Origin of the sequence: Methylobacterium brachiatum (genome assembly GCF_020523825.1) — a bacterium.
Lineage (GTDB): Bacteria > Pseudomonadota > Alphaproteobacteria > Rhizobiales > Beijerinckiaceae > Methylobacterium > Methylobacterium brachiatum.
Window position 1 is genome coordinate 554,170 of sequence record NZ_JAJALK010000001.1, and the last position, 20,773, is coordinate 574,942.

Annotated in this window: 20 protein-coding genes; 12 read left to right on the top strand and 8 right to left on the bottom strand. The window is 69.5% G+C overall.

The window, feature by feature from the left end:
• Nucleotides 1–134: 134 nt before the first annotated feature.
• The 4 genes from LGR69_RS02690 to LGR69_RS02705 all read left to right on the top strand — a co-directional run bounded on the left by LGR69_RS02690 (nt 135) and on the right by LGR69_RS02705 (nt 3,754).
• Nucleotides 135–1,043, top strand: coding sequence for an ATP-grasp domain-containing protein (locus tag LGR69_RS02690; RefSeq protein ID WP_230365089.1), 909 nt, complete (start codon nt 135–137; stop codon nt 1,041–1,043).
• Nucleotides 1,040–1,873, top strand: a complete 834-nt coding sequence (locus tag LGR69_RS02695; RefSeq protein ID WP_230365090.1) for a triphosphoribosyl-dephospho-CoA synthase — start codon at nt 1,040–1,042, stop codon at nt 1,871–1,873. Before LGR69_RS02690 ends, LGR69_RS02695 begins: the two co-directional genes overlap by 4 nt.
• Nucleotides 1,874–2,112: 239 nt before the next feature.
• On the top strand, nt 2,113–2,622 hold the full coding sequence (gene fae, locus LGR69_RS02700) for a 5,6,7,8-tetrahydromethanopterin hydro-lyase (RefSeq protein ID WP_007568574.1): 510 nt from the start codon (nt 2,113–2,115) through the stop codon (nt 2,620–2,622).
• 370 nt (nt 2,623–2,992) lie between these two features.
• Nucleotides 2,993–3,754, top strand: coding sequence for a prephenate dehydrogenase (locus tag LGR69_RS02705; RefSeq protein WP_307354544.1), 762 nt, complete (start codon nt 2,993–2,995; stop codon nt 3,752–3,754).
• A gap of 137 nt (nt 3,755–3,891) precedes the next feature.
• Here LGR69_RS02705 and groL read toward each other — a convergent pair whose 3' ends face one another.
• Complete coding sequence (groL, locus tag LGR69_RS02710; RefSeq protein ID WP_230365092.1) at nt 3,892–5,532, bottom strand: chaperonin GroEL; 1,641 nt, start codon at nt 5,530–5,532, stop codon at nt 3,892–3,894.
• Nucleotides 5,533–5,604: 72 nt separating this feature from the next.
• Nucleotides 5,605–5,895, bottom strand: coding sequence for a co-chaperone GroES (gene groES / locus LGR69_RS02715; RefSeq protein WP_007567860.1), 291 nt, complete (start codon nt 5,893–5,895; stop codon nt 5,605–5,607).
• A gap of 209 nt (nt 5,896–6,104) precedes the next feature.
• On the opposite strand from groES, the gene LGR69_RS02720 reads away from it, so the two are divergent.
• The 3 genes from LGR69_RS02720 to LGR69_RS02730 all read left to right on the top strand — a co-directional run bounded on the left by LGR69_RS02720 (nt 6,105) and on the right by LGR69_RS02730 (nt 9,337).
• A complete protein-coding gene (locus LGR69_RS02720; protein WP_122160606.1) occupies nt 6,105–7,091 on the top strand; it encodes a CorA family divalent cation transporter in 987 nt (328 codons plus the stop codon).
• 196 nt (nt 7,092–7,287) lie between these two features.
• Nucleotides 7,288–8,748 (top strand): methyl-accepting chemotaxis protein, encoded by a 1,461-nt coding sequence (locus tag LGR69_RS02725; RefSeq protein WP_122160605.1) that lies wholly within the window; start codon nt 7,288–7,290, stop codon nt 8,746–8,748.
• A 199-nt stretch (nt 8,749–8,947) separates the two neighbouring features.
• Entirely contained in the window at nt 8,948–9,337 is a 390-nt protein-coding gene (locus LGR69_RS02730; protein ID WP_230365093.1) for a DUF3455 domain-containing protein, read from the top strand.
• Between the two features lie 7 nt (nt 9,338–9,344).
• On the opposite strand, the gene pdeM is transcribed toward LGR69_RS02730, so the two are convergent.
• From pdeM to LGR69_RS02745, 3 genes are read right to left on the bottom strand one after another with little or no spacing between them, the layout of a single operon-like run.
• The gene (gene pdeM / locus LGR69_RS02735; RefSeq protein WP_007567852.1) at nt 9,345–10,058 is read right to left on the bottom strand and encodes a ligase-associated DNA damage response endonuclease PdeM; all 714 of its coding nucleotides are present in this window, start codon (nt 10,056–10,058) and stop codon (nt 9,345–9,347) included.
• A 41-nt stretch (nt 10,059–10,099) separates the two neighbouring features.
• Nucleotides 10,100–12,616 carry a ligase-associated DNA damage response DEXH box helicase gene (locus tag LGR69_RS02740; protein ID WP_230365217.1) on the bottom strand — a complete coding sequence of 839 codons (2,517 nt, stop codon included), beginning with the start codon at nt 12,614–12,616 and terminating at the stop codon, nt 10,100–10,102.
• Nucleotides 12,613–13,569 (bottom strand): alpha/beta hydrolase, encoded by a 957-nt coding sequence (locus tag LGR69_RS02745; RefSeq protein ID WP_007567848.1) that lies wholly within the window; start codon nt 13,567–13,569, stop codon nt 12,613–12,615. Before LGR69_RS02745 ends, LGR69_RS02740 begins: the two co-directional genes overlap by 4 nt.
• Before the next feature lie 200 nt (nt 13,570–13,769).
• Here LGR69_RS02745 and LGR69_RS02750 point away from each other — a divergent pair, with 200 nt between their 5' ends.
• Both LGR69_RS02750 and LGR69_RS02755 read left to right on the top strand, forming a co-directional pair.
• Nucleotides 13,770–14,114 (top strand): DUF6460 domain-containing protein, encoded by a 345-nt coding sequence (locus LGR69_RS02750; RefSeq protein ID WP_050732683.1) that lies wholly within the window; start codon nt 13,770–13,772, stop codon nt 14,112–14,114.
• Between the two features lie 38 nt (nt 14,115–14,152).
• Nucleotides 14,153–15,532: an MATE family efflux transporter gene (locus LGR69_RS02755; RefSeq protein ID WP_230365094.1), complete on the top strand. Its 1,380-nt coding sequence runs from the start codon at nt 14,153–14,155 to the stop codon at nt 15,530–15,532.
• 76 nt (nt 15,533–15,608) lie between these two features.
• On the opposite strand, the gene LGR69_RS02760 is transcribed toward LGR69_RS02755, so the two are convergent.
• Nucleotides 15,609–15,947: a hypothetical protein gene (locus tag LGR69_RS02760; RefSeq protein ID WP_230365095.1), complete on the bottom strand. Its 339-nt coding sequence runs from the start codon at nt 15,945–15,947 to the stop codon at nt 15,609–15,611.
• 216 nt (nt 15,948–16,163) lie between these two features.
• On the opposite strand from LGR69_RS02760, the gene LGR69_RS02765 reads away from it, so the two are divergent.
• Nucleotides 16,164–17,057, top strand: a complete 894-nt coding sequence (locus tag LGR69_RS02765) for an HpcH/HpaI aldolase/citrate lyase family protein (protein WP_007567840.1) — start codon at nt 16,164–16,166, stop codon at nt 17,055–17,057.
• Between the two features lie 441 nt (nt 17,058–17,498).
• Here the strand turns inward: LGR69_RS02765 and LGR69_RS02770 are convergent, their stop codons facing one another.
• The gene (locus tag LGR69_RS02770; RefSeq protein ID WP_230365096.1) at nt 17,499–19,127 is read right to left on the bottom strand and encodes an FAD-dependent oxidoreductase; all 1,629 of its coding nucleotides are present in this window, start codon (nt 19,125–19,127) and stop codon (nt 17,499–17,501) included.
• Nucleotides 19,128–19,514: 387 nt separating this feature from the next.
• Between LGR69_RS02770 and LGR69_RS02775 the strand changes: the two genes are divergently transcribed.
• Together LGR69_RS02775 and LGR69_RS02780 are read left to right on the top strand one after the other, a co-directional pair.
• A complete protein-coding gene (locus LGR69_RS02775; RefSeq protein WP_039904112.1) occupies nt 19,515–19,934 on the top strand; it encodes a VOC family protein in 420 nt (139 codons plus the stop codon).
• 73 nt (nt 19,935–20,007) lie between these two features.
• A complete protein-coding gene (locus LGR69_RS02780) occupies nt 20,008–20,487 on the top strand; it encodes a VOC family protein (protein WP_230365097.1) in 480 nt (159 codons plus the stop codon).
• A 16-nt stretch (nt 20,488–20,503) separates the two neighbouring features.
• Here LGR69_RS02780 and LGR69_RS02785 read toward each other — a convergent pair whose 3' ends face one another.
• Nucleotides 20,504–20,770, bottom strand: coding sequence for a hypothetical protein (locus LGR69_RS02785; protein WP_230365098.1), 267 nt, complete (start codon nt 20,768–20,770; stop codon nt 20,504–20,506).
• Nucleotides 20,771–20,773: the final 3 nt, after the last annotated feature.

Sequence of the window (20,773 nt, forward strand, 5' to 3'; positions counted from 1 at the left end):
GCCAAGCGCTCCGTGGATCGGCTAGCCGCTTCGGAGAGGGAGCGTTTCGCGGGCGGCCCCGGCGACGACACCTCAAAATAATAATGACCGTAGCATTTCCCCAGCGGGGAAGCGCCGTCGAGAGTCTTCCAACCATGCGCATCGCCCTGGCGGCCGATAACGGCAATTGGCACAAGGCCCGGCTCCTGGCGGCCCTGCGGGCGCAGGGCGTCGAGCCGGTGCTGTTCTCGCTGGCCGACGTGATCGTGGCCACCGGCGGCGGCGAGCCCCTGCGGGTCCCGGGTTTTGCCGGCTCACTGCCCGGCGGCGTGCTCCTGCGGACCATCGCGGGCGGCACGTTCGAGGCGACCACCATGCGGCTCGGCGTGCTGCACGCCCTGGTCTCGGCGGGTGTCACCGTCTGGAATGCGCCCACCGCCATCGAGCGCTCGGTCGATAAGGCAGCCACCTCCCTGCTGATCGCCCGCGCCGGCCTGCCGACGCCGGAGACCTGGGTGGTCTCGACGCGCGAGGCCGCCACCGGGATCGTCGAGCAGGAGAGCCGCCCCGGCGCGCCGCTGGTGCTCAAGCCGCTCTTCGGCTCGCAGGGGGAGGGGCTGGCGCTGATCGAGCGGCCCGAGGACCTGCCGGATGAAGAGGCCGTTGCGAGGGTCTATTATCTCCAGCGCTACGTGCCCCGGCGCGACGGCCTGTGGCGCGACTACCGCGTCTTCGTCTGCGACGGCCGGGCGATCGCCGGCATGATCCGCGAGGGCGACGGCTGGATCACCAACGTCCATCGTGGCGGCCGTCCGCTGCCCTGGGCGATGCCGCCGGCTGCCGCCGAGATGGCGGAGGCCGCAGCCGCGGCGGTCGGGGTCGATTATTCCGGAGTCGACCTGGTCGAGGACGGGGAGGGCGGCTTCTCGATCCTGGAAGTCAACTCCATGCCGGCCTGGTCGGGCCTCCAGACCGTGTGCGAGACCGACATCGCCGCCACCGTGGTTCGGGGTTTTCTCGCCGCCGTCCGGGGCGCCAGCGTTCCGCGGCTCGTGGTGGCATGAGCGCCCTCGACCCGGGGCTGATCGGGACGCTCTACCGCGCCGCCTGCCTGGCGGAACTCGAAGCGCTGAAGCCCGGCAATGTCCACGCCTACGCGGCCGGCCATCGCATGGTGGTGGCGGATTTCGTGACCAGCGCCGATGTCTCGGCCCCGGAACTGGCCCGGGCCGGGGCGGGGATCGGCGAACGGGTCCGCGCCGGCGTCGCGGCGACCCTGGCGGCCGTCGGCCAGAACACCAATCTCGGCATCCTTCTGCTCTGCGCCCCGCTGGCCGCCGCAGCCGAGCAGGGGCGATCGGTCGCCGCGGTGCTCGACGCGCTGGAGGCTACGGATTCCGAAGCGGTGTTCGCGGCGATCCGGCTCGCCAATCCGGGCGGCCTCGGCCGGGCCGAGCGGCACGACGTCACGTCTGACGCCCCGCCCTACCTGCGCGCGGCCATGGCGGAGGCGGCCGGTCGCGACCGCATCGCCCGCGCCTACGACACCGGCTTCTCGGATATCGCCGCGATCGGATTGCCGGCCCTCGCCGAGGCCCGCGCCGCCGGTCTCGATCCGACATGGTGCACCACGGCGATCCACCTAGCCTATCTCCGCTCGGTCCCGGACAGCCACATCGCCCGCAAGGCCGGCCCATCGGTCGCCGAGGCCGTGCGCCGGGAAGTCGATACGATGCTGGCTAACCTCAACCTCGCGGACCGGCCGGTGGACACGTTGCTCGCCCTCGATGCCTCCCTGAAGGCACGCGCCTTGAATCCCGGGACCAGCGCGGATTTCACGGTGGCGACCGTCTTCTGGGATGCCCTGACGGCGGCCGGCGCCGCCCTCGCGTGAAGCACGGAAAAGTTCCGGCCTTTCGCGGCCCGCCGTCAAAGAAATTCCTCAGGTCCAGGGCCTTGCGCGGGTTGTGAGCCGCAGGGCCGCACTGTAGGGTCCGGCGCGCTGTCCGGCCCAACCGGCTCGGCCCAACCGGCTCGGCCGGAGGATCGGGCGCCGATAACAAGGATGGCTTCCCGGCCGCTGGCATCGCCCGGCGCCGCGGCCCTATTTCGGAATCCAGGGAGAGACACCGAATGGCGAAGATCACCAAGGTTCAGGTTGGCGAAGCCCTCGTCGGCGACGGCAACGAGGTCGCTCACATCGACCTGATCATCGGACCGCGCGGCTCGCCCGCCGAGACGGCTTTCTGCAACGGCCTCGTGAACAACAAGCACGGCTTCACCAGCCTGCTCGCGGTCATCGCGCCGAACCTGCCGTGCAAGCCGAACACCCTGATGTTCAACAAGGTCACCATCAACGACGCCCGTCAGGCCGTCCAGATGTTTGGCCCGGCCCAGCACGGCGTTGCCAAGGCCGTCCAGGACGCCGTTGCCGAAGGCATCATCCCGGCCGATGAGGCCGACGACCTGTTCATCCTGGTCGGCGTGTTCATTCACTGGGAAGCGGCCGACGACGCCAAGATCCAGAAGTACAACTACGAGGCGACCAAGCTCTCGATCCAGCGCGCCGTGAACGGCGAGCCGAAGGCTTCGACCGTCACCGAGCAGCGCAACTCGGCCCAGCATCCCTTCGCCGCCAATTAGATCGGGGACCGTCCTGGGCAGAGTGAGCCTCCGCCCGCACCGCGGGGCCTGCTCCAGCGACTGGCTTCGATCTTCTTAGGCCGATAGGAACGACCACCGACGGGACGGCGCAAGCCGTCCCGTTTTTCGTTTTCAAAGCACGCCCGAAGCTGAACGCCCCGTGTTCAGCCCGATCTGGCCGTCGATGCGGTCCGGTTGACGCGCTCGTTGGCACCGCCTAGAGGCTCCCCACCATGCTAAGCTTGTTCCCCACCGGATCGTATTACGCGCCGCTCCCTTAGCGGCGGCCTGCTTATCATGCCCATCCGCTGCGTCGTCGGCGGTTGCTCCTGTTCCTGATCCGTCGACCTCGCGCCTGCCCGAGGTCACCGTGTCAGTCTCCCAAGCCACTCAGCTCCGCCCGTTTATCGGAATCATCGGCTTCGGCGCCTTCGGTCGTCTCATGGCCCGATACCTCGCGCCCCATATGGCGTTGCGCGTCTACGACCCGCGCCCGGCCGAGCCCGAAATCCAGACCTACGGTTCCGTGCGGACGGACCTGGCGGCGGTGGCTCGCTGCCCGGTCGTCATCCTCGCCGTTCCGGTTTCCAGCCTGGCTGCGGTCGTCTCCACGATAGCCCCGCATCTCCGGCCGGGAACGCTGGTGGTCGATGTCGGCTCGGTGAAGATGGAGCCCGTGGCGATCATGCGGGCGGGACTGCCCCAGGGCGTCGAGATCCTCGGCACCCATCCCCTGTTCGGCCCGCAGAGCGCCGCCGACGGGATCGCCGGCCTGAGGATCGCCGTGTGTCCGGTCTCTGGACGGCGCGGACGGCGTGCAGCCGCGTTCCTTCGGAAAGTGCTGAAGCTGAAGGTGATTGTCACGACGCCGGAAGCCCACGACCGCGAGGCTGCAGCGGTCCAAGGCCTGACCCATCTGATCGCGCGGGTGCTCGTCGCCATGGAACCGCTCCCGACGCACATGACGACGCGCAGCTTTTCACTGCTCATGCAGGCAGTGGACATGGTCCGGCATGACGCGCCCGAGGTCTTCGAGGCGATCGAGCGGTCGAACCCGTTCGCGGCGGAGGTCCGCCAGCGCTTCTTCAGCCTTGCTGCTCACGTCGAGGCCGATCTCGCCCGGGACGGCTAGTCCGCTGCCGGCGAGCGGCCGGCCACACGAACCGCCCGGACACAGGCCGCGGAGCGTGATGGGCGAACCGGGCCGCCCAAAAGAAAAGGGGCCGCCTCGCGGCGACCCCCTTCCTCGTCTCGACGAATGGCGTGGACTTAGAAGTCCATGCCGCCCATGCCGCCGCCCGGCATGGCCGGAGCAGGGCTGTCCTTCTTCGGCGCGTCGGCGACCATCGCCTCGGTGGTGACCAGCAGGCCGGCGACGGAAGCCGCGTCCTGCAGGGCGGTGCGCACGACCTTGGCCGGATCGACGATGCCGGCCTGGATCATGTCGACATACTCCTCGGTCTGGGCGTTGAAGCCGAAGGTCTCCGAGGAGGTGTTGTCGGTGATCTTGCCGACCACGATCGAGCCTTCCACGCCCGCGTTCTGGGCGATCTGACGGATCGGGGCTTCCAGCGCCTTCAGCACGATCTTGATGCCGGCCTGGACGTCCGGGATGTCGGACTTCAGCGCGGCGACCGCCTTCTTGGCGCGCAGCAGCGCGGTGCCGCCGCCCGGGACGATGCCTTCCTCGACCGCCGCGCGGGTGGCGTTGAGGGCGTCGTCGACCCGATCCTTCTTCTCCTTGACCTCGACCTCGGTCGCGCCGCCGACGCGGATCACCGCGACGCCGCCCGCGAGCTTGGCCAGACGCTCCTGGAGCTTCTCACGGTCGTAATCCGAGGTGGTCTCCTCGATCTGCGCCTTGATCTGCGCGATCCGACCCTCGATGTCCGACTTCTCGCCGACGCCGTCGATGATCGTGGTGTTCTCCTTCTCGATGCGGACGCGCTTGGCGCGGCCGAGCATCGGGAGCGTCACGTTCTCGAGCTTGATGCCCAGATCCTCGGCGATCATCTGGCCCTTGGTCAGGATCGCGATGTCCTCGAGCATGGCCTTGCGGCGATCGCCGAAGCCCGGCGCCTTCACGGCCGCGACCTTCAGGCCGCCGCGCAGCTTGTTGACGACGAGCGTGGCGAGCGCCTCGCCCTCGATGTCCTCGGCGATGATCAGCAGCGGCTTGCCGGTCTGGACCACGGCCTCGAGCACCGGCAGCATCGCCTGGAGCGAGGACAGCTTCTTCTCGTGGATAAGGATGTAGGGATCCTCGAGCTCGGCGATCATCTTCTCCGCGTTGGTGATGAAGTACGGGGAGAGGTAGCCGCGGTCGAACTGCATGCCCTCGACGACGTCGAGCTCGGTCTCGGCGGTCTTGGCCTCCTCGACGGTGATGACGCCCTCGTTGCCCACCTTCTGCATGGCGTGGGCGATCATCTCGCCGATCTCCTTGTCGCCATTGGCGGAGATCGTGCCGACCTGGGCGACCTCGTCGGAGGTCGAGACCTTCTTGGCGCGCGCGATGATGTCCTTCACCGCAGCGGCGGTGGCGAGGTCGATGCCGCGCTTCAGGTCCATCGGGTTGATGCCGGCGGCGACGTACTTGGCACCTTCGCGGACGATGGCCTGGGCCAGAACGGTGGCCGTGGTGGTGCCGTCACCCGCGATGTCGTTGGTCTTCGAGGCCACTTCGCGCACCATCTGGGCGCCCATGTTCTCGAACTTGTCGGCGAGCTCGATCTCCTTGGCGACCGTCACACCGTCCTTGGTGATGCGCGGGGCGCCGAAGCTCTTCTCGATCACGACGTTGCGGCCCTTCGGGCCCAGCGTCACCTTCACCGCGTCGGCGAGGATGTCGACGCCGCGCAGCATCTTATCGCGCGCGTCGGCGGAGAAACGAACGTCTTTCGCTGCCATGGTTTGCCTCTTGTGGTTGGGTTGAACCCCAAGGCCTCGGACGGCCTCAAAGGGCGGGGAAAGGCGATCCGATCAGAGAGCGACGACGCCCATGATGTCGGATTCCTTCATGATCAGGAGGTCCTGACCGTCGATCTTGACCTCGGTGCCGGACCACTTGCCGAACAGGACGCGGTCGCCGGCCTTGACGTCGAGCGCGTTGACGCGGCCCTGCTCGTCGCGAGCGCCGGGGCCGACGGCGACGATCTCGCCTTCCTGCGGCTTCTCCTTGGCGGTGTCCGGAATGATGATGCCGCCCTTGGTCTTCTCCTCGCTCTCGATGCGACGGACGACCACGCGGTCGTGCAGCGGACGGAACTTCATGAGCTGCCCTCTTGCTTCAGGTCTGCAGTTGGCGTTGATGCGGCCTGCGGGACCGCTTCCAAACCCGACTGTTAGCACTCTGTCTTGGCGAGTGCCAATGACGGCGGCGAGATAGCCCTCGCCTGGTTCCGAGTCAAGGCTGTCGCACCCGCGCGCGACGGCGCGATGACGCGACATCAGCCTCCATTTCCCACGGACAACGCGCTCTCATGCTGAGCCTGCACGGACCCGACGGCGCGGTTGCGCTGGACCTCGGCGGACCGATTCCCGGCAACGCCGTCTGGCTCGACCTGAACGATCCGAGTTCCGAGGAAGCCGCCGCCGTCGAGGCGGCGACCGGTCTGCGCGTGCCGTCCCGGGCGGCGCTGTCGGAGGTCGAATCCTCCAGCCGGCTACGGCGGGTGAAGGGCGGCCTGTCGCTGTCGACGCCGATGATCACCTTCGAGCGCAGCGAGTCGCAGCTGAAGCCGCTCGGCTTCCTCCTGTCGAAGGACCACCTCGTCACCATCCGGTTCCACGAGCTGCGCGCGGTGGACTCGGCCCAGAAACGGATCGCCGACGGCGACGGCAGCGTATCCCCGAGCGAGATCTTCCTGGTCATCCTGGAGGAGCTAGTCGACAGCCTGGCGGACGCCCTCGAGGACATGGCCTCTGAGCTCGATCAGCTCTCGACGCGCATCTTCGACTTCGACCTGCGCGGCGCGAATCGCCGCCGGATGGAGAGCCCGCCGCCGCGCCGCCGCGACCTGGCGCTGCGGCGGATCCTGCGCGGGATCAGCAACCGCGGGAAGGTGCTGGGGAAGATCCGCGCCAGCTTGCTCGGCCTCGAGCGGATCGTACCGTTCGTGTCGGCCGCCTGCGACGGGCTCGGGCTGCCGGAGGACGGGCGCTTCGAGACGATTCGGCGGGATATCGAATCCCTCGACGAGTTCGAGACACGGCTGGCCGAGAACGTTCAGTTCCTCCTCGACGCGACGCTCGGGCTCATCAACATCGAGCAGAACAACGTTTTCCGCGTCCTCACCGTCGTTTCGGTGGTGGGCGTACCGCCGACCCTGATCGCCTCGATGTACGGCATGAACTTCAAACACATGCCCGAACTGGACTGGGCCTACGGCTACCCTTACGCGCTCGGCCTGATCCTGTTCAGCGCCTTGGCGCCAATCGTGTACTTCCGGATACGCGGCTGGTTCTGATATTCGCACCTACGTTTGGATCGTTTGCCGGAGGTTCCCCGAAAATCTCGGAATACTAGAAGTACAAGAGTTCAAAAATTCGCATTTCTGTCTTGCGCGCCGTAATCTAAGCCGGCACCGTTTCTGAATTCGGCAAGTTAGGTCAAAATTAACGTACTATGCGCTAGGTTTCCGCTCGAGAAGCGCGAGCAGTGATATGTTCAAAAAATCGGTTTACAGCGAGTCGCAGGCCAAGCTCGACGCCTTGAATCGGTCGCTGGCCATCATCGAATTCTCGATGGACGGCCAGGTTCTCGATGCCAACGAGAACTTCCTTAAATTGATGAAGTACACGCTCGCGGATGTCCGCGACAAGCACCATCGCATCTTCGTCGACCCGGCCTTTGCCAAGAGCGCGGAATACACGGATTTCTGGGCGAAGCTGAAGGACGGGCAATACGTCACCGGCGAGTTCCTGCGCCTCGACAAGGACGGGTCGGAGGTTTGGCTGGAAGCGACCTACAATCCGGTGCTCGATGCCCGCGGCAAGCCGGTGAAGGTGGTCAAGTTCGCCGCCGACATCTCGGCCAAGAAGAATGACATCGACCGCCTGATGTCGATGATCGACAACATGCCGGTTGCGGTGATGACCGCTGATCCGCGCAACGATTTCAAGATCAACTACCTGAACACGACCTCGCGCAAGACGTTGGCGCCCCTGGAGCAATACCTGCCGATCAAGGTCGACGAGATGGTCAACAACTCGTTCGACGTGTTCCACAAGAACCCGCACCACCAGCGCAACATGCTGGCGGATGCGAGCCGGCTGCCGCACCGGACCAAGATCAAGGTCGGCCCGGAGACGCTCGACCTGCAGGTCACCGCCGTCAACGATCGGAAGGGCCGGTATATCGGACCGATGCTGACTTGGGCGGTCGTGTCCGCGCAGGTGAACATGGCCACCGACGTGAGCCGCGTCGTCGACGCCGTCGGGTCGGCGGTCCGCGACATGCAGCACTCGGCCGAGGGGCTGACGCAGTCGGCGGATTCCGCACGCCAGAAGGCCTCGTCGGTCGCGTCGAATTCCGAGCAGATGAACGGTGCGATCCAGGAGATCTCCGGCCAGGTCGGGCGGGTCTCGGAGCGCGCTCGGCAGATCGCCATCCAGGCCGAGACCACGGACGCGACGATGCGGCAGCTGGCCGAGAACGCCCGCGAGGTCGACGCGGTCGTGAGCATGATCAAGTCGATCGCCGGCCAGACCAACCTGCTGGCGCTGAACGCCACGATCGAGGCGGCCCGGGCCGGTGCCGCCGGGCGGGGCTTCGCGGTGGTCGCCAGCGAGGTCAAGGCTCTAGCCGAACAGACCGCCAAGGCCACGGGGGAGATCACCCAGCAGGTGGCGGCGATCCAGAACGCCACCGGCGAGGCGGTCGGGGCGATCGAGATGATCACCGCCGCCGTGGCCGAACTCTCGACGCTGACCCTGGCGATGGCCAGCGCCGTCGAGGAGCAGGCGGTCTCGACCCACGAGATGTCCGGCAATATCGGCGGAGTCTCGCAGGCCGCCAATGCCACTGGTCAACTGGCGGAGGCCGTCCTGGGCGTCGCCGAGAGCCTGGCCGTCCACTCCTCGGATCTCGCGGAGAGCATCGACCGGTTCATGAAATCCGCCTGAGCCACCGGACGGGGGCAGGCCGCGGCATGAAACCCGCACGCGGCTTCCCCCGTTCCGTGGTTCGACCCGTCCGGACGGAGCTGAACCAATCGCCTACGCCCTGACCAGAACCCTGCGGCCTGCCCTCATCACCCTCGCGTGCTGCGCGCCGGCCTTCGCCCTTGCCGAACCGGCGCGCCTCGCGCCGCCGGCCGGAAGCGTGTCGATCGCCAGCTTCGCCGCGCGGGGAGCGCAGATCTATACCTGCATCGCCGGGGAGGGGGCCCCGGTCTGGAGCGCCGCCAAGCCCGACGCGGACCTTGCCCAGCCGGATGGGCGCGTCGTCGGGCGCCATTTCGAGGGTCCGACCTGGGAGATCCAGGACGGGTCCCGGGTGGTCGGGTCGGTGATCGACCAGGCCCCGGCACCGCAACCGCACGCCGTCGCTTGGCTGATGCTCTCCGCCCACGCCACCGGATCGGGAATGCTCGCGGGGACACGCTACGTGCTGCGCAGCGACACGGATGGCGGAGAGAAGCCGGCGGGCGGCTGCACGCCGGGACAGACGGTGCGCGTGCCCTACACCGCGACCTACACGTTCTATCGCTGAGCGCGCGTCAGTCCCGGGCGAGTTGTGCCCGGCCGATGGCGAAGACCCGTCCGTCCCCGAGCAGATGCGCCGTGAACCCGTTCGGGAAGAGGCCTTCGATCGCCCGGTCGCGGACATTCAGCCCGCCCGCATAGGCGCCGAAGGCCGGCATCACCAGCCGGGTGCCGTCGGTGACGAAGCAGCGCCGGCGGACCGCCCGGCCGCGCATCGCGACCTTGCCGCAGGGATGGAGATGGCCCGCGATCTCGCCGATCACAGGTTCCGCGCTCGGCTCGTGGCGCAGGACCAGGCCGCCGAGGGTCAGCGCGTCGGCATAGCGGCCGCCCACGCCCTCGCTGACCGCGGCATCGTGGTTGCCGGCGATCCAGACCCAGTCCCGTCCCTCCTGCAGGGCCGCCACCATGGCCCGGTCGCCGGGCTCCATCCGCTCCGGCCCGCGGTCGTCGTGGAACGAATCGCCCAGGGCGACCACGCGAGCGGGATCGTGGCGGGTCACAGCCTCGTGCAGGCAGGCCAGGGTCTCGCGGGTATCGTAGGGCGGCAGGAACTGGCCGGTGCGGGCTGCGTAGGACGACCCCTTCTCCAGGTGGAGGTCGGAGACGATCAGCGTGCGATGCTCCGGCAGCCATACGCCGCCGCACAGGTCCAGCATCAGGGTCTCGCCCGCCAGCAACAGGGTCGGGTGCTTGTGAGTCTTCTCGAGTCTCAGGCCGGCCGCCAAGATCGCATCCTCGGATTCGTCGGGGGAGGGCGGATCGCCGGTCAGGACAGAGCTTCCTGAAGAAGCTCGGCCTCCGCCTCGGCCAGGATCTCGTCGGCACCCTCGCCGTAGACCCGCTCACGCCCGATCTCGAGCATGACGGATACGGAGAGCGGCGAGACCCGGTCGAGAGCCCTGTGGATGATTCGCCCCTGGATGCGCTCTAGCATCATGCCGAGGCGCCTCACGTCGAGGAGTCCGGTTGCCGCATCCTGCCGCGCAGCCCGGAGCAGGAGGTGGTCGGGCTGGTGCTTGCGCAGCACGTCGTAGATCAGATCGGTTGAGATCGTGACCTGCCGGCCGGACTTCTTCAGGCCCGGATGGTGGCGCTCGATCAGGCCGGCGATCACCGCGCATTGCCGGAAGGTGCGCTTCATCATCGCCGATTCGTCGAGCCACGCCTCGAGGTCGTCACCCAGCATGTCGACCGCGAACAGGTCGCCGATGAAGTCGGGATCGAGCACGGCCCGCTCGGACACGTCCCGGGTGGTCCAGATCGCGATGCCGTAATCGTTCGCCGCGAAGCCGAGCGGGCGCAGCCCGTCGCGCTCCAGCCGGCGGGTGAGCAGCATGCCGAGCGTCTGGTGGGCCAGCCGGCCCTCGAACGGGAAGGCCGTGAGGTAATGGCGCTTGCCCCGGGGAAAGGTCTCGACGAGCAAATCGCGCTCGCCCGGCAGGACCGAGCGGCGGCGCTGCTGCTGCAGGTACTCGCCGATCTGCTTCGGAAGGCGGTCCCATTCGAACGGGTCGGCGATGATCGCCCGGACCCGCTCGGCCAGGAAGGTCGAGAGCGGAAACTTCGCGCCCGCATATGAGGGGATCGCCGGATCGGTGCCGAGCGGCGCGCGGGTCACCAGAGCCTCGTCCTCGGCCAGGCCCTCGAACCGCAGGGTCTCGCCGGCGAACAGGAAGGTGTCGCCGATCGTGAGCGTGTCGGCGAACTCGTCCTCGATCTCGCCGAGCACCCGTCCGCCCTTCGGCAGGACCGTGCCGGGCTTGCTCCGGAGCGTCCGGCCGAGCCGCACCCGCACCCGCGCCGCCTCGACGATCGTGCCGACATTCATCCGGTAGGCCTGGGCCGTCCGGGCGTCGCGCACCCGCCACAGCCCGTCGGGCCCGCGCAGGATCTTGGCGAAGCGCTCGTAGGCCCGCAGCGCGTAGCCGCCGGTGGCCACGTAATCGACGACCTGCTCGAAGGATTCCCAGGTCAGCCCCGCATAGGGCGACGCGGAGACAATCTCCTCGTAGAGACCCAGCGGATCGAAGGCGTCGGCGCAAGCCATGCCGAGCACGTGCTGGGCGAGCACGTCGAGGGCGCCGAGCCGGGCGTCTGGGGTGTCCTGCGCGGCCTCCTCGACGGCGTCCAGGGCCGCCTGGCATTCCAGCATCTCGAAGCGGTTGCCCGGCACCAGATAGGCCTTCGACGGCTCGTCCATCCGGTGGTTGGCCCGGCCGATCCGCTGCATGATCCGGCTCGCACCCTTGGGCGCCCCGACATTGACCACGAGATCGACATCGCCCCAGTCGATGCCGAGATCGAGGGTCGCGGTGCAGACGATCGCCCGCAGCTGGCCCGCCGCCATCGCGGCCTCGACGCGCCGGCGCTGCTGCGCATCGAGCGAGCCGTGGTGGATCGCGATCGGCAGGGCGTCGTCGTTGAGCCGCCAGAGCTCCTGGAACGTGTACTCGGCCTGGAGCCGGGTGTTGACGAAGACCAGCGTGGTGCGGTGCGCACGGACCAGGTCGTAGATCGCCGGCATCGAGTGCCAGGCCGTGTGCCCCGAGATCGGCAGCGACCGCCCGAGATCCAGCATGCGCAGGTCGGCCTTGGCGCCGCCCCGGACGGTGACGAGGTCGGCCATGGCGGGCGGCGAATCTGCGCGCTGCGGCACCAGATACTTGCGCAGCTCGTCCGGCTCACGGACCGTCGCGGACAGGCCGATCGACGCCAGGTCCGGGCTGAGGCGGTGCAGCCGGGCAAGCGCCAGGGCCAGCAGGTCGCCGCGCTTCGAGGTCACGAGGGCGTGCAGCTCGTCGAGGATCACGCAGCGCAGCCCGGAGAAGAACGCGGCGGCGTCGCGATGGGCGATCAGCAGCGCCAGCTGCTCGGGCGTCGTGAGCAGGATGTCAGGCGGGCGGCTGATCTGCCGGGTGCGCTTGTGCGCGGGCGTATCGCCGGTCCGGGTCTCGACCCGCACGGGCAGCGCCATCTCGGCGATCGGCGTGTCGAGGTTGCGGGCGATGTCGACCGCGAGCGCCTTCAGCGGCGAGACGTAGAGGGTGTGCAGCCCCCTCGCGGCCTTGGGCTCGGCTTTGGCGGCTTCCCGTTCCGAGAGGGCGACGAGGCTCGGCAGAAACCCCGCCAGCGTCTTGCCGGCCCCCGTGGGTGCCACCAGGAGGGCCGAGCGGCCCGCCCGGGCGATCCGCAGCAGGTCGAGCTGGTGCGACCGGGGCGTCCAGCCATGCGCCGCGAACCACGCCCGGAAGGCCGGCGGCAGGATCTCTTGGGCGTCGCTCAGGCCAGAGCCATCAGGAAGCGGTCGATCAGCTCGAGGGCGCGCTCGCTCATCGCGCTCGGGTAGCGGGCGAAGACGTGGCAGCCGCCGGGATAGATCGCGGTGTGGCCGCCATTGCCGGCCGCCGCCCAGCGGGCCGACATGTACAGCGTGTCGTCGAGGAGCGGATCGGCGGTGCCGATGGTGAACAGGGCCGGCGGCAGGCCCTTCAGGTCGGCGTAGATCGGCGAGACGTCCGGCCGGCGCCGGTCGATCCCCTCGCGGACGTAGCCGTCGGCGAATTTGGTGAGATCGCGGGTGTTCACGACGAGGCGCTCGTCGCCCCAGTTGCGCACCGACGGGGTCAGGCCGAGGTCGTAGAACCCGGCATTGAGGTTGGCGCCGCGGAACGCGCGCGGCTGGTCATGCAGGTCGCGCAGGCGCAGCAGCACCATCACGGCGAGGTGGGCGCCGACCGATTCGCCGCCGATCGTCAGCGCATGGATCCCGAACTCGGCCCGGCCCGGCCCGGCGAGCCACAGGGCCGCGGCCTCGCAGTCGAGCAGGGCGGCGGGGTAGGGATGTTCGGGGGCGAGCCGGTACTCCACCGACAGCACGACGAAGCCGCAGGCATCGGCGATGCGCTCGAGCCACGGATCCTGCTCGTCGGCGGCGCCCCAGACCCAGCCGCCCCGGTGAATGTGGAGATAGGCGCCGCGCAGCTTCGCCGGGGCCTTCGGGCGGATGACCCGGAGCTTGAGCGGGCCGGCGGGCCCCTCGATGGTCAGCCACTCGGCCCGGGCGCTGTGCGGCATCGCCGGCGCGGCCTTGGTGCCGGCGCGACGGCGGGCGCGCACCTCCTCGATGGGCAGCGACCAGGGGTCGGGCAGGGCGGCGTGAGCCGCGACGATCTCGGCATTCAGCCGAAGCGTCTCCGGATCGATCGTCGCCGGGTCGAACAGGGCGTGGTCGATCATGCTGGGTCTCGTCCCGTCGGCTTTGTCCCGCGGCCATTCCCGGCATCTTGGCGGGACGGGTCTCGCTTGCCATCTCGGGTCCGTGGGTGAAACCCGCTAACGCCTGATCCGGGATCCGGTTTCGACGCGGTGTGGTGTGCCGGCCACGGTTCCGCCCGCTTCGTCGCCGATCCGGGTGCCCCTGGCTTCATGAGGACGCGATGCTCGTCGATCACGACCGGCGCCGGCACGGTGCCCCGCCGCCGAATGGCACCTACGACGCGGAAACCTATCCGCCGCGGGCCTCCGCGCTGCGCCGATTCCTCGGCGGCTCGCCCGCCGGCGTGTTCCTGCGCCTGCTGTTCCTGTCGATGCTGGTCGGCGCCGGCATGTCGCTGCTCGGCCTCACGCCGGGCCGGCTGTTCTGGCGGATCTACGATTCGGCCCAGGCGCTGCTGGAGATCGGCCTCGCTTCCCTGCACGATTTCGGCGGCTGGATCGTCGCCGGGGCCGTCGTGGTCATCCCGCTCTGGCTGATCTCCAGGCTGTTCGCGACGGCGCGCTGAGCGCATCGCAAATCGTCTGGGTCGGCTAGGGTTGCGGCATGACGCATTCGCCTGCCGCCGCCCCGGTCCTGCCGACGCACCGTCGCGTCCTGGCCCTGGCCCTGCCGATGACGCTGGCCAACGTCACGACGCCGATGCTCGGCTTCGTCGGCGCGGCGGTGATCGGGCGGCTCGGCGACGCGGCACTGCTCGGCGCGGTGGCTTTGGGCGCCGTCATCTTCGACGCGATCTTCTGGTCCTTCGGGGCTCTGCGAATGGCGACCGCAGGCCTGACCGCGCAGGCGGTCGGCGCCCGCGACGGCGCCGAGGTCGACCGCATCCTGGCCCGGGCGATCATGGCGGGCGCCCTGATCGGCCTGAGCTTGGTCGCGCTGCAATGGCCGATCGCTCAGGCGGCCTTCGCGGTGAGCGGCGCGAGCGAGGCGGTGATCGCGGGCCTCGCCACCTATTTCCACATCCGCATCCTGTCCGCCCCGTTCGTGCTGGCGAGCTACGGCGTGCTCGGCTCGGTCCTGGGGCGCGGGCGGACCGATCTCGGCCTGCTGCTCCAGGTGGCGATCAACCTGGTCAATGTCGGGCTGACCCTCGCCTTCGTCCTCGGCCTCGGCATGGGGCTCGCCGGTGCCGCGCTGGCGGCGCTCTGTGCGGAGGCGGCCGGGCTGGCGCTCGGGCTGGTCGTGCTGGCGCGGCTCGGCTCGCGGCCGTTCCGGGTGCCTCTGCGCGATCTGCGGGACGCCGCCGCCCTGCGCCGGACGCTCAGCGTCAACCTCGACGTGATCCTGCGCACCCTGGCGCTGATCACCGCCATCGTGCTGTTCTCGGCGCTGGGCGCCAGGCAGGGCGACGTGGTGCTGGCGGCCAATTCCGTCCTGTGGAATCTGTTCATGATCGGCGGGTTCTTCCTCGACGGCTTCGCCACCGCGGCCGAGACCCTGTGCGGGCAGGCGGTGGGCGCCCGCGACGCGGAGGCGTTCCGGCGGGCGTCGGCCTTGAGTTTGCGCTGGTGCCTGGGGTTCGGGATCGCGGTCGGCCTCCTCGCCTTCCTGGGCGGGCCGGGCTTCATCGACTTCGTCACCACCAGCACGCCGGTGCGCGAGACCGCGCGGGCCTATCTGCCGCTCGCCGCCCTGGCGCCGCTCGCCGCGGCCGCGCCCTTCGCCTATGACGGGATCTATATCGGGGCCACCTGGACCCGGGCGATGCGCAACCTGATGTTGGGCGCGCTGGCGATCTACGGCGCGGTCCTGGCGCTGGTCCTGGCCTTGGGCCTCGGCAATACCGGGCTGTGGCTGGCCTTCGTGGCCTTCTTGGGGGCGCGGGGCCTGTTCCAGGCCGTCGCGTTCCCGGGGCTGTTGCGCGAAACGTTTCGCAGGCCGCCACCCTCCGCCGCCGGAAAAACCGCGCCCGACTTCGCGTAGCTTTGGCGGGCTGGCATTTGCGGCGGCCCTTCGCCGAAGGGGCAGCCTTGCCAGGAATCCGTTGCCGGCTTCCCGGTTAGTGCGGATCCTTCCAGGCCGTGGCAGCCGGCGGCGCGGCCCGGGCGACCGGCGCGGCCGGGCGCGGCAGTTCGGCCTCGGCCCGCCGCTGCGGCGCCCGGCGGACGCTGCCGGCGCGCCGGACCCGGCGGACGTGGCGCCGTCCGCGCTCACTGGAATTGCCGACGAACCCGCCGACCACGGCGCCCGCGACGGCCCCGATCGGGCCCGCCACCAGGGCGCCTGCCACCGCGCCGGAGCCGACCCCCAGGGTCGTCCGGCTCTGGGCCCGGGCGGGATCCGGTACCCCGGCCAGGGTCAGGCCGGCCAGGATGAAGACAGTCGTGAGAGCGCGCATAAGACCGGATCCCGGGATCCAAGGATGGGATAGGGCTGGCCTTTAGCCGTGAGAACATGACCAAAGCACGGCTCGATACAGTCGCCCGCCGAACTGTATCAAATGCCGCACGGACTCACCGATCCCGCAAAAGCCGATGTGGCGCGCGGGACGTTCTGCTCTAGGGTGCAGCGCAACGAAGACCGGCCGAGGAGCGGCCGCAGGAGGGAGATGCTCATGGCCACGACGACGGACCTGCGCCTGCGCCGGAGCGTGCTCTACATGCCCGGCTCGAACCAGCGGGCGCTCGACAAGGCCAAGACCCTGCCGGTGGACAGCATCATCCTCGATCTCGAGGACGCGGTCGGCCCCGAGGAGAAGGAGATCGCGCGCGATCAGGTCTGCGCCGCGGTCAAGAGCGGGGAATATGGCAGCCGCGAGCTGGTGATCCGGGTCAACGCCCCCCAGACCCCCTGGGGCGAGGCCGACCTGCACGCCGCCATCGAGGCCAAGCCCGACGCGATCCTGATGCCGAAGGTGTCGTCCTCGGCGGTGCTGGAGAGCATCGCGGACCGGCTCGAATCCCTCGACGCCCCTGAGGGCATCGCGGTCTGGGCGATGATCGAGACCCCGGCCTCGATCCTCAACATCCAGGAGATCGCCCGGGCCAAGCGCGACCCGCGCAACCGCCTGACCTGCCTGGTGCTCGGCACCAACGACCTGGCCAAGGACACCTGGGCCAAGATCGTCCCCGGCCGGGTGCCGATGCTGCCCTGGATGATGATGGCGCTCGCCGCCGCCCGGGCCGAAGGCCTGGCGATCCTCGACGGCGTCTACAACGACATCGCCGACACCGAGGGCTGCCGGGACGAGTGCCGCCAGGCCCGCGACCTCGGCTTCGACGGCAAGACCCTGATCCACCCGACCCAGCTCGAGCCGGCCAACGCCTCCTTCGCGCCGACCGAGGAGGAGGTGCGCCGGGCCAAGCTGGTGATCGAGGCGTTCGAGCGCCCGGAATATGCCAAGCGCGGCGCGATCAAGCTCGAAGGCCGCCTCTACGAGCGCCAGCACCTCGGCGTGAACCGCCGCGCGGTGACCTGGGCCGAGGCGATCAAGGCGAAGGGGTTCTGAGACGTCGCTCCCGCCCGCACCCTGCGGCGAACGATGAGCCCAGCAGGACGCTTCCGGAGGATGCGCAGCCTTGCGGTGACAGAGGCGGATGTCTCATGTCCCCAGCGGGAAGGCTTCGTCTCCTTCGTGTGGAGGCTGGACCGAAGCCGCCACGCACCGTCATCCCGGGGCCGCGCCGCGGAGCCCGGGATCCGGAGACGCCGACATGCCAAGCTCTTGCAACGGCGCCGTTTCTGGATGGCCGCCTCCGGCGACCCGTTCGGGTCCGGGCCCGCCTGCGGCGCCGCGAAACGACGGCGCGGGTTGCCGGGTATCGAGCTCCGCGCTTGATCGTCCGACCCGTGTCGCCCGTCGCCGCGAAGGGCGCGGAAACGGTTTGCCGCTGAAGGCGCTTACGACGGCGGGCGCAGGTAAGCCGATTCGAATGTCGAGCCGACAAGCCTAAGCCGGCTCGCGGTCCCGGACATAATCCCAGACCTTGGAGATGACGACCGATCCCTCGCCCACCGAGGAGGCGACGCGCTTGACGGAATGGGCGCGCACGTCGCCGACCGCGAAGATGCCCGGCTGCGAGGTAGCGTAGGGCGAGCCGGCGCCGATCGCTTCCCCGGTGAGGACGAAGCCGTTGCGATCGAGCTCGACGAGGCCGGACAGCCAGCCGGTATTGGGTGCCGCCCCCACCATGACGAACACGGCGCAGGTCGGGATCGTCCGGACCGTCCCGTCCGCGATGGTGCGGATGGTCACGGCCTCGAGCGCGTCGTCCCCGTGCAGCGCGCTGAGTTCGGCGCCGTACTCGATGGTGATCGCCGGATCCGCTTCCAGACGGCTCGACAGGTAGCGCGACATCGAGGTCGCCAGCGACGGCCCGCGGACCAGGAGCCGGACATGCCGGGCGGAGCGGCTGAGGAACATCGCCGCCTGTCCGGCGGAATTGCCGCCGCCGACGATGATGGTCTCGGTGTTCTTGCAATAGCGGGCCTCGATTTCGGTGGCCGCGTAATAGATGCCGGCCCCCTCGAAGGCCTCCAGGCGGTCGATCGGCAGGCGCCGGTACTGAACCCCGGTGGCGACGACGACCGCCTGTCCCCGGACGCGCTGATCGTTGTCGAAGGTCGCGCAAAAGGCGCCGTCTTCGAGCCGCTCCAGCTTCACCACCCGCCGGGGCATGGCGAACCGCGTCCCGAACTTCACGGCCTGGACCTCGCCGCGCCAGATCAGGTCGGCCCCGGAGATCCCGGTCGGGAACCCCATATAGTTCTCGATCCGGCTCGATGTGCCGGCCTGTCCGCCGATCGCGATATCCTCGACCACCAGGGCGCGCAGGCCTTCGGCGCCGGCATAGACGCCCGCGGCCACGCCGGCCGGGCCGCCGCCGACGATCAGAACGTCGAAGGCCTCGTCGTCCATGAGGTTGTAGTTGAGGCCGAAGAGCTGCGCGACCTTGTCGGGGGTCGGATCCGTCACGACGGTGTTCCGGCCGAAGACCACGGCGGGCCGGTCGGCGGGAACCGAGCAGCTCGTGGCGACGGACGCAGCCTCCGCGCTGCCGAGGGCGTAGGACCGGTAGGGCAGGCGGTTGCGGCTCGCGAATTCCGCGATCCGCCGAACGGCCCGGTCGTCGTCCTCGCCGATCAGCACGAGGGTGCCGTCGCGCGAATCGAGCTGGCGCCGCCGCCGCGCCGCCAGGACGGTGATGACGATGTCCGACATTTCGGGGATCTCGGCCATCAGCCGCAGCATCGCGGTGCGCGGCACCTCGATCACGTTGGTGTCGATGACCGCCCGCATCGGCATCGACCAGCTGCCGCCGTTCAGGAACGCGATCTCGCCCATGAAATGCGTCGGCCCGAGGGTGGAGGGCAGGTGCCGCTCGTCCGTGAACGGGTTCACCACCTCGACCTCGCCGTCCTCGACATAGACGAAGCGGTCCGCCGGCTCGCCGGGCCGCGCCAGGAAGGTCCCGGCCGGGTAGAGCCGCGGAACGCCCGCGGCCCGGATCGCGGCGACATGCGAGGCCGCCAGGGGAACGCGCTGCATCACGCGCAGATCAGGGCCGATCGTCTCCATGTCCTGCCCCTTTCACACAGTGGCATAGGCGGATTGGCATCGCGGGCCTGCGACACAGCCGGCATCCGGATGCCCGGCCGAGGTGCAACGAAGGATTGTCCAAGGTCAAGCTTGGCTCGCGTCCTGGCTGGGCGCGCGCAGCACTGGGTGGCCTCCCGAGAGCGGGGATGCCCACGAGGACATTCGGTTCCGCGCCGCACCTGCGCTCAAGACCCTGCCGCCTCGATCTGGCGAATACAGGCATCCAGTGTAATGCGTCGGCGGCATTCAATATTCGCACACGGCTCGACTGAGCGGCCCGGGAATGAGACGATATTCGACCGGTCGCGTCGGATGCCGTTCGATTCGTGCATCTTGAGCGCGCGGCTGAAAACCCGGGGCGGCACGATGAGCAGCGCGAACCCAGAGATTCCGGCCGAGGCCCCGGTGAAGGGCGGGCTCGTCGCCTACCTGACGGTGGACGGCGCCATGAAGGCGGCCGAGTTCTACGTCCGCGCCTTCGGAGCCGAGATCGTCACCGCGATGCCCGTCGACGACCAGGGACGGACCATGCATGTCCACCTCCACGTGAACGGCTCGTCGCTGATGCTGAGCGACGCTTTTCCCGAACACGGCCATCCCCTGCAGGCACCGCAAGCCTTCTCCCTGATGCTCATGGTTGAGGGGATCGATGCGCGCTACGCCCAGGCCGTCGCGGCGGGAGCCACCGCCCTGATGGAGCCGGCCGAGATGTTCTGGGGCGACCGCTACGGCCAGCTGCGCGATCCGTTCGGGATCGTCTGGGCGATGAACCAGGGGAAGCGCTGAGCGCCCCGTCATCCGGAAGCCGAACGCGCGGCCGGCTCCGGGAGCCGCGCCGATCCGCCCGGGAGATGCCGCCATGCCGACGATCAGCACCTGTCTGTGGTTCGCCCACGACGCCGAGGCGGCGGCGCGGTTCTACGTGTCGCTGGTGCCGGGCTCGAGCCTCGGCCCGATCCTGCGGGCGCCGGGCCCCTGGCCCGGGGGCGAGCCCGGCGCCGCGATCCTGGTGGCGTTCACGCTGGGCGGCCAGAGCTTCCAGGCCCTGAATGGCGGGATTCCGGCCGCGTACGGGACCGCCGCGTCGATCTCAATCTCCTGTGCCGATCAGGCCGAGGTCGACCGCCTCTGGCGCGCCCTCACCGCGGAGGGCGGCGCGGAGATGATGTGCGGCTGGCTGCGCGACCGCTGGGGCGTGCCCTGGCAGATCGTACCGGAAACCCTGCCGCGCCTGCTCGCCGATCCCGATCCGGCGGTGGCGGCCCGGGTCTTCGCGGCCATGCAGGCCATGGTGAAGCTCGACATCGCGGCCCTGGAGGCCGCCGCTGCCGGCCGGTGAAGTCCCGGATCCGGCGCTACGCCGCTAGGTCGTAGCGCGTCCGCTGGGTCCGCGCATCGCGGGCGGTCACGGTGACGTGGCCGTCCTCCTCCAGCGCGGAGAGCGCGCGCAGCACCAGGGCGTGCTCGACCCCGAAGCTGCGGGCGAAGGCCCGGCTGTCGCCCGGCAGGCCGAGATCCAGGGCCGCCAGCAACCCCGCTTCCAGCGCGTCCATCCCGGGCTGGGCCGCGGTCCGGCGGTCCAAAGCGGCGACGAACGCCGCCTCGTCGAGATCGCGGCCCACGCG

What these genes read in the sequence shown, in the direction of transcription:
- LGR69_RS02690 (WP_230365089.1), top strand. Translation starts at nt 135, where the DNA reads ATGCGCATCGCCCTGGCGGCCGATAACGGCAATTGGCACAAGGCCCGG.
- LGR69_RS02695 (WP_230365090.1), top strand. Translation starts at nt 1,040, where the DNA reads ATGAGCGCCCTCGACCCGGGGCTGATCGGGACGCTCTACCGCGCCGCC.
- fae (WP_007568574.1), top strand. Translation starts at nt 2,113, where the DNA reads ATGGCGAAGATCACCAAGGTTCAGGTTGGCGAAGCCCTCGTCGGCGAC.
- groL (WP_230365092.1), bottom strand. Translation starts at nt 5,532, where the DNA reads ATGGCAGCGAAAGACGTTCGTTTCTCCGCCGACGCGCGCGATAAGATG.
- groES (WP_007567860.1), bottom strand. Translation starts at nt 5,895, where the DNA reads ATGAAGTTCCGTCCGCTGCACGACCGCGTGGTCGTCCGTCGCATCGAG.
- LGR69_RS02720 (WP_122160606.1), top strand. Translation starts at nt 6,105, where the DNA reads ATGCTGAGCCTGCACGGACCCGACGGCGCGGTTGCGCTGGACCTCGGC.
- LGR69_RS02725 (WP_122160605.1), top strand. Translation starts at nt 7,288, where the DNA reads ATGTTCAAAAAATCGGTTTACAGCGAGTCGCAGGCCAAGCTCGACGCC.
- LGR69_RS02745 (WP_007567848.1), bottom strand. Translation starts at nt 13,569, where the DNA reads ATGATCGACCACGCCCTGTTCGACCCGGCGACGATCGATCCGGAGACG.
- LGR69_RS02750 (WP_050732683.1), top strand. Translation starts at nt 13,770, where the DNA reads ATGCTCGTCGATCACGACCGGCGCCGGCACGGTGCCCCGCCGCCGAAT.
- LGR69_RS02755 (WP_230365094.1), top strand. Translation starts at nt 14,153, where the DNA reads ATGACGCATTCGCCTGCCGCCGCCCCGGTCCTGCCGACGCACCGTCGC.
- LGR69_RS02760 (WP_230365095.1), bottom strand. Translation starts at nt 15,947, where the DNA reads ATGCGCGCTCTCACGACTGTCTTCATCCTGGCCGGCCTGACCCTGGCC.
- LGR69_RS02765 (WP_007567840.1), top strand. Translation starts at nt 16,164, where the DNA reads ATGGCCACGACGACGGACCTGCGCCTGCGCCGGAGCGTGCTCTACATG.
- LGR69_RS02770 (WP_230365096.1), bottom strand. Translation starts at nt 19,127, where the DNA reads ATGGAGACGATCGGCCCTGATCTGCGCGTGATGCAGCGCGTTCCCCTG.
- LGR69_RS02775 (WP_039904112.1), top strand. Translation starts at nt 19,515, where the DNA reads ATGAGCAGCGCGAACCCAGAGATTCCGGCCGAGGCCCCGGTGAAGGGC.
- LGR69_RS02780 (WP_230365097.1), top strand. Translation starts at nt 20,008, where the DNA reads ATGCCGACGATCAGCACCTGTCTGTGGTTCGCCCACGACGCCGAGGCG.